General features: G+C 75.3%; 7 protein-coding genes, 1 pseudogene and 1 riboswitch. Of the genes and pseudogenes, 5 read left to right on the plus strand and 3 right to left on the minus strand.

Annotation, left to right across the window (positions count from 1 at the left end; translation table 11 throughout):
- Positions 1–8: 8 nt before the first annotated feature.
- Positions 9–305, minus strand: coding sequence for a hypothetical protein (locus ACH9EU_RS03555; protein ID WP_396412561.1), 297 nt, complete (start codon positions 303–305; stop codon positions 9–11).
- A gap of 432 nt (positions 306–737) precedes the next feature.
- Positions 738–863: riboswitch (SAM riboswitch) on the plus strand.
- A gap of 13 nt (positions 864–876) precedes the next feature.
- On the opposite strand from ACH9EU_RS03555, the gene ACH9EU_RS03560 reads away from it, so the two are divergent.
- Both ACH9EU_RS03560 and ACH9EU_RS03565 read left to right on the plus strand, forming a co-directional pair.
- Positions 877–1,041, plus strand: a complete 165-nt coding sequence (locus ACH9EU_RS03560; protein ID WP_396412562.1) for a hypothetical protein — start codon at positions 877–879, stop codon at positions 1,039–1,041.
- 27 nt (positions 1,042–1,068) lie between these two features.
- The gene (locus ACH9EU_RS03565) at positions 1,069–1,473 is read left to right on the plus strand and encodes a hypothetical protein (protein WP_396412563.1); all 405 of its coding nucleotides are present in this window, start codon (positions 1,069–1,071) and stop codon (positions 1,471–1,473) included.
- A 25-nt stretch (positions 1,474–1,498) separates the two neighbouring features.
- Here the strand turns inward: ACH9EU_RS03565 and ACH9EU_RS03570 are convergent.
- Positions 1,499–2,672: pseudogene (locus tag ACH9EU_RS03570) on the minus strand (glycosyltransferase family 4 protein).
- 116 nt (positions 2,673–2,788) lie between these two features.
- Here ACH9EU_RS03570 and ACH9EU_RS03575 point away from each other — a divergent pair.
- Positions 2,789–4,285 carry a cell division protein PerM gene (locus ACH9EU_RS03575; RefSeq protein WP_396412564.1) on the plus strand — a complete coding sequence of 499 codons (1,497 nt, stop codon included), beginning with the start codon at positions 2,789–2,791 and terminating at the stop codon, positions 4,283–4,285.
- Here ACH9EU_RS03575 and ACH9EU_RS03580 read toward each other — a convergent pair.
- Positions 4,198–4,674 carry a hypothetical protein gene (locus ACH9EU_RS03580; protein ID WP_396412565.1) on the minus strand — a complete coding sequence of 159 codons (477 nt, stop codon included), beginning with the start codon at positions 4,672–4,674 and terminating at the stop codon, positions 4,198–4,200. The genes ACH9EU_RS03575 and ACH9EU_RS03580 overlap by 88 nt on opposite strands.
- 60 nt (positions 4,675–4,734) lie before the next feature.
- Here ACH9EU_RS03580 and purN point away from each other — a divergent pair, with 60 nt between their 5' ends.
- Together purN and purH are read left to right on the plus strand one after the other, a co-directional pair.
- Positions 4,735–5,307: a phosphoribosylglycinamide formyltransferase gene (gene purN, locus ACH9EU_RS03585; RefSeq protein WP_396412566.1), complete on the plus strand. Its 573-nt coding sequence runs from the start codon at positions 4,735–4,737 to the stop codon at positions 5,305–5,307.
- A 77-nt stretch (positions 5,308–5,384) separates the two neighbouring features.
- A partial coding sequence (gene purH, locus ACH9EU_RS03590; RefSeq protein WP_396412567.1) for a bifunctional phosphoribosylaminoimidazolecarboxamide formyltransferase/IMP cyclohydrolase occupies positions 5,385–6,973 on the plus strand: 1,589 nt, incomplete at its 3' end.

Raw genomic sequence — 6,973 nt, forward strand, 5'->3', positions numbered from 1 at the left:
CCCGCCGGCTACGCCGACAGCGGGAGGGAGGAGGGCTGCAGTTTGAAGAACGGTTGCCGCCCGGTCGCCGCGAGGGCGCCGGGGACGAGGAGCTGGCGGTACTTGGCGCACCATTGCGCGCTGCCCGCCGTGTGCTCGGCCGCCGCGGCGAGGTCGTCGGCCTCGGGGCTGAGGTACTCCTGCACATTGCCGTCCGTGGAGGTGAGCCGGACGAGGTGCAGGTGGGGGAGGGCGGTGACGGTGACGTCGACCCAGTCCTCCCGCTGATCGGTGGTGGTCGTCGGTGATTCTTCGGACATGGTCATGTTCTCTCCTGACGTTCTTGCAGGCATCCGCGGTCGTTGCCTGCCGCTTCGTCATCCGATCCACCCGTGAACCTCGGGTTGGCGCGCAACGGGTCGGAGCCCCTCCGCGGGCTCCGGGGCGGGACGGACGTCCGCCCCCGCGCACGCGGACGCTGCATCTCGAGAAGCACGTCCAGGCTACCCTGACCGTCCGACGCCTGCCACGAGTCCGGTGATGTGTGTCACGCACCGTCATGGTCGGTGGCCGGCCGCGCCCCCGGGAACCATTGCACCGGCCCCGTGTGTCGGTCCGGTGTCGGCCCGATGACGCTGCGGAGAACGATGCCCCGCCGGCCCCCGGCCGGGGGTCCGGCCGGGGGCCGCCTCCGAGGGCGCGGGTTCCCCGGGCACGGGTTCCCAGGGCACGGGGCGGATGTGGTTCAATGGACGGAGCTTCAAGAGACCCGGTCGGCAAGCTCCGACTAGACCGGGCACCAACCCCATGTTCACGGGTGGTTCGGATGACGAAGCGGCTCGCATCGCCGCACAGGCGGCACCCGGTGCGAGCAAGAGCGCACGAAGGATCCCGGTCATGCTCGACGCCCTTCCTCCTGTTCCCGCCTCCGGCCGCCCCGACGAGACCCTGGGCTCCGCCGCCATGAGCATCGAGGACTACGCCCGCGTGGTGCAGCCCCGCAACGAGTTCGTGGAGTTCCTGCTGGCCCCTGCCCGGGGCCGGCTCGCCGCCGCGGCCTGATCCGGCGCGCGACCGAGGACCGACGCCGTGGACCTGCTCCTGGACCGTTCCGTGGTACTGGGCGTGCGCACCCCGGACCGTTGCCCGGAGCTCGCGGACGTCCTCCGCCGGCACGGGCACCGGAGGCTGTTCCTCCCCGCGCTGGTCCTCGGCGAACTGCTCGCGGGGCGCCCCGACGAGGTGCTGTGGGCCGAGCAGCTCGAGCTGCGCTTCCCGGAGCGGGTGCTCGCCGTGGACGCGGCCGTGGGCCGGGCCTGGGGCGCGCTCGGCGCGGCCGGCGCCGCCGACCCCGTGGCGGGCCTCACCGCGGCCACGGCACTCGTGCACGGGCTGACCGTCCTCACGGCGGAACCGGGACGGTACGCCGGGACCGGCGTGCCCGTGCTCGGCGCCGCCCCGCCCCGCGGCGGAGCCCCGGCCGCCCGCCGGTAGGATCCGGTCGGCGGGGAGCCGGCGCTCAGGCCGCGCGCCTGCGCCGAGAGGCCCGTCCCGTCGCGGTGAGCCGCCGGGCGTGCTCGTAGTGCTCGAGCAGCTGGCCGGTCAGGGCCTCCCACGTCCGGCCCTGCACCGAGGCGTGCGCGGCCGCGCCGAAGGCGGCCCGCTTCGCGTCGTCGCCCAGGAGGTCGGCCACGTGCCCGCGCAGGGCGCCCAGGTCGCCCGGGGGGTAGAGCCAGCCGGTCCGGGAGGAGTCCACGAGGTCCAACGGTCCGCCCCGGCCCGTCGCGACGACGGGCACCCCGGAGGCCATGGCCTCCTGGACGGTCTGGCAGAAGGTCTCGAACTCCCCGGGGTGGACGAACACGTCGAAGGAGGCCATGATCCGGGCCAGCTCCGCACCCGTGCGCCGGCCCGTGAAGTGCGCACCCGGCAGCCGGCGGCGCAGGACGTCCTCCTCGGGGCCCGAGCCCACGACCACGAGCCGGGCCCCGGGCAGGTCCGCGACCGCGGCGAGGTCCTCCACCTGCTTCTCGGGGGCGATCCGGCCCACGTAGCCGACGATCCGGCGGCCGTCGCCGACCTCCTGCCGCCACCGCTCGTCCCGGTGCCGGGGGGAGAAGCGCACGGTGTCCACGCCGCGCCGCCACATGGCCACGTCCCGCACCCCGTGCTCGTCCAGCTGCCGCACCGCCGACGAGGACGGGGCCAGGGTGAGGGTCGCGAGATTGTGCATGGCGCGCACCTGCGACCACAGCAGCTGCTCGAGGAAGGGCGCCCCGTACTTGGCCGCGTAGCCGGGAACGTCCGTCTGGTACACGGCCACGCAGGGCAGGTCCAGCTGGTGCGCGGCCAGGATCGCCCGCCGGCCGAGGACGAACGGCGAGGCCACGTGGACGACGTCGGGCGCGAAGCGCTCCAGCAGCCGCCGAACCCGGGCGACGGTCCCGCCGGCCACCCGCACGTCGGGGTAGCCCGTCAGGGGAACGGCGGGCAGCCGGTGGACCGGGACGCCGTCGATCTCCTCGACGGCGTCCTCGCCGAACCGGCCCGGCGACGCCGGTTGGTAGGAGGGGGCGGCCACGACGACGTCGNTCGTGGCCGCGCGCCGTCAGCTGCTCGACGACCCGGAGGACCGAGTGGGTGACCCCGTTGACGTGGGGGAGGAACTGCTCGGCGACCACGGCGACTCTCATGCTCCCGAGCCTCACCGGCCCGGACGGCCGGCGGGGAAGCGGCACGTGGCCCCCCGGTGAAGCGTCCGTGAAGCCTCCGCCGGGGCGGGCGCCCCGCCGTGGGAGAATGGGCCCTGATGAACTCCAGCTCCTCTTCCCCAGACCGCCGCGACGTGCCGATGCCGCTGTGGCTGCAGGGCGTGGTGGAACTCGGCTCGGTGGCCGTGGTGTCCTACCTCCTGGTCCTGCTGACCGTCCTCATGGTGTGGCTCGCCGACGGCTTCGACACGCTCGGCCTCACCGGCGGCATCGTCCTCTCCGGCCACGTGTGGCTGCTCGCCCACCTCACGCCGCTGCAGGTGGCGCTGGACCCCGGCGCCGGCCTCCCCCGGACGACGGGGATGGTCGACCTGGTGCCGCTGGGACTCACGCTCATCCCCTTCGCGCTGGCCTGGCGGGCCGGCCGGCGGCTCGCGCGCGCCTGCTGGGAGGGGCAGTTCTGGCAGCCGTACCTGAGCGGGCTGGCGGTGTACTCCGCGGCCGGGGCGCTGGCGGCGCTGCTGGTGAGCACCGGTGAGGTCTCGGTGTCACCGGCGGCGGCCGCCGTCTTCCCGCTCCTGCCCGCGGCCCTGGGGGCGTTCGTGGGCGCCTACCGGGCCTCGCGCTCGCTGTCCGGGCTGATCGGCGTCAACGCCGCGGCGTGGGTCGAGCGCACGAGCCAGTACTCCCGCTGGGCCGGCTCCTACGTGTGGGCCGTGCTCCGGGCCGGCTTCCTCGCGGCCGTCGCGGGGGTGGGCATCGGTGCGGGCCTGCTGGCCGCCGCGCTGGTGTGGAACTGGAACGACGTCGTCACCGTCTACCAGCGGCTGGGCACGGGAGTGCCCGGGGACACCGCCCTGACGGGCCTGCAGCTGGGCTACCTGCCCAATCTCGCGGTGTACGCGCTCGCGTGGGCGACCGGCGCGGGGTTCGACGTCGGCACCGGCGTCCACGCCTCGCCCCTCGGCACGAGCCCGGGGCCTGTGCCGCTGCTCCCGGCGCTCGCCGCGCTGCCGCCCGCGGAGCTGCCGGCCTGGTCGCTGGTCGTGGTGGTGCTCCCGGTGCTGGCCGGGGTGCTGGCCGGCTGGTGGTTCCTGCGCGAGGGGGAGAACCACCTCGACGACTGGATGGCGATCCGGCTGCCCGGCCGCTGGCTCACCTTCCCGCTCTCCACGGCCCTGACCGGTCTGTTCACCGGCGCGGTGGCGGGGGTGCTGGCGATGCTGCTCAGCTGGCTCGCGCACGGCTCGCTGGGCCTGGGCCGACTCACGGACATCGGTCCGCACGGCCCGGACGTGCTCCTGTGGTTCGGGGCGGAGGTGGCCGTGGGCGCCACCGTCGGCTACGTGCTGGGGCCGTGGCTCGAGCACGAGCCCCCGTTCGCGCCGTCCCGCGGCGGCGCCGAGGGTGCTCCGGCCGACCCCAGGGAGGCCCGCCGCCGGCGGCGGTCCGAGGCGGCGGCGCGGCGGGCGATGCGCTCGGCCGGCCGCCGGGCGCCCGGGGCCGCTCAGCCCGGGGCCGGGCCGGTCGCGGGGGAGCCGGCTGGGGAGCCGGTGGCGTCCCCGGGAACCGCGGGCGACCCGCCGGAGAGGTAGCGCCAGATCTCCTCCTCGAGCTGGGCCTGGCACCGGGCGGTCCCGGACAGGGTGAGCGTGCCGGCCACGCACTGCTCGTAGGCCGTGGTCACCGGCCACAGCGCCAGACGTGCCCCTCCCGTCAGCAGTCCGGCGGTGCCCAGCACGATCGCGGCCACGGCGCTCACCGCGAGCAGCCCCCGGCGCGTGGTCCGGCGCGACCGCACCAGACCGGCGATGCCCAGACCGAGCCCGGCCGCGGCGGCGACGACCCCGGCCACGGTGGTCCACAGGCCCGAGCCCACGAGCAGGAGCGCCACGGCCGCGCACACCAGTCCGGTGGCCGTCGTCCGGGTCGCGGCCACGCGCCGGCTGTCGGGGTCCTCGGGGTGCGGTCGGGGTGGGGTCATGCCCCTCACTCTAGGGCACCCCGGACAGGCCTCCGGGCGGCCGCCGCTAGACTCGGGGGCATGCGCATCGTGGTCATGGTCTCCGGTTCCGGCACCAACCTGCAGGCCGTCCTCGACGCCGTCCGGGAGGGGCGGATCGACGTGGAGATCGCGGCCGTGGGGGCCGACAAGCCCTGCCTCGGTCTCGAGCGAGCCCGGCAGGCGGGTGTCGAGACGTTCCTGGTGCGCCCGTCCGACCACGCCGACCGCGAAGGGTGGAACCGGGCGCTGGAGCGGGCCGTGGCCGGCTACGCCCCCGACCGTGTGCTCTTCGCCGGGTTCATGCGGATCGTCGACGCCCGGTTCGTGCAGGCCTTCGCCGGCCGGATCGTCAACACCCACCCCTCCCTGCTGCCGTCCTTCCCCGGGGCGCACGCCGTGCGCGACGCCCTGGCCCACGGGGTGAAGGTCACCGGTGTCACGGTCCACGAAGTGGTCGCCGACGTCGACGCCGGGCCCATCCTCGCCCAGGCGGCCGTCCCCGTGCTGGCGGAGGACACCGAAGCGCGGCTGCACGAGCGCATCAAGGCCGCCGAGCGGGAGCTCCTCGTGGACACCCTCGGGGCGCTCGCCCGCTCCGTGCCGGTCCGGTGAGCCGCCCCGGCGCGGGTCCGTAAACTGGTCCCCGGCGGAATCCGCCGGCCGACCCGAACCCGACGCTTGGAGAACCTGTGAGTCCCATCCAGCTTGACCGCGTGCCCATCAAGCGGGCCCTGGTGTCCGTCTACGACAAGACCGGTCTCGAGGACCTCGCCCGCGGCCTGGACCGGGCCGGCGTCGCGATCGTCTCCACCGGCTCGACCGCCCGGCGGATCGCCGAGGCCGGGGTGCCCGTGACGGAGGTCTCCGAGGTCACCGGCTTCCAGGAGTGCCTGGAGGGCCGCGTGAAGACCCTGCACCCGCGCGTGCACGCCGGCATCCTCGCGGACCGCCGGAAGCAGGACCACGTGGACCAGCTCGCCGCGCTGGAGATCGAGCCGTTCGACCTCGTCGTCGTGAACCTGTACCCGTTCGCGGACACCGTGCGCTCGGGCGCCGGCCAGGACGAGGTCGTCGAGCAGATCGACATCGGGGGCCCGTCCATGGTGCGCGCCGCCGCGAAGAACCACGCCGCCGTGTCCGTGGTGGTGGACCCCGGATCCTACGACGCCGTGGTCGAGGCCGCCGCCGACGGCGGGTTCGACCTGGCGGCCCGGCGCCGGCTCGCGGCCGCGGCCTTCGCCCACACCGCCGCCTACGACACCGCCGTGGCCACCTGGACGGCCCAGCAGTTCGACCGGGACGAGGACGCGCACTTCTGGCCGCCCTACGCCGGGCTCGCCCTCCAGCGCTCGGCGTCCCTGCGCTACGGGGAGAACCCGCACCAGAAGGGCGCCCTCTACGTCGACGAGGCCGCGTCCCCCGGCATCGCCCAGGCGGACCAGCTGCACGGCAAGGAGATGTCCTACAACAACTACGTGGACGCCGACGCCGCGCTGCGCGCCGCGTACGACTTCGACGAGCCCGCCGTGGCCGTCGTCAAGCACAACAACCCCTGCGGACTGGCCGTGGCCACCCCCGGCGCCTCCGACCCGATCGCCGACGCCCACCGCAAGGCCCACGCGTGCGACCCCCTCTCGGCGTACGGCGGAGTGATCGCGGCGAACCGGCCCGTCACCCGTGCCATGGCGGAGACCGTCAAGGACATCTTCACCGAGGTGGTCGTGGCCCCGGCGTTCGAGCCCGAGGCCCTGGAGATCCTGCGCGCCCGGAAGAACATCCGCCTGCTCGAGCTGCCCGAGGGCTTCGAGCGCGACACCCTGGAGTACCGGCAGGTCTCCGGCGGGGCGCTGCTGCAGGTCGCCGACCGGCTCGACGCCGAGGGCGACGACCCCGGGCGCTGGACGCTCGCTGCCGGCGAGGCCGCGGACGAGCGCACGCTCGCCGACCTCGCCTTCGCGTGGAAGGCCCTGCGCGCCGTGAAGTCCAACGCGATCCTGCTGGCCGACCGCGGCGCCTCCGTGGGGATCGGCATGGGCCAGGTCAACCGGGTGGACTCCTGCAGGCTCTCCGTCGAGCGGGCCAACACCCTGGGCGAGGACGGCGCCGAGCGGGCCCGGGGCGCCGTCGCCGCCTCGGACGCCTTCTTCCCCTTCGCGGACGGGCTGCAGGTCCTGCTCGACGCCGGGGTCCGGGCGGTCGTCCAGCCCGGCGGCTCCATCCGGGACGAGGAGGTCGTGGCCGCGGCCGAGGCGGCCGGCGTGACGATGTACTTCACCGG

It is taken from the genome of Kocuria rhizosphaerae (genome assembly GCF_044462265.1).
Classification (GTDB): domain Bacteria; phylum Actinomycetota; class Actinomycetes; order Actinomycetales; family Micrococcaceae; genus Kocuria; species Kocuria rhizosphaerae.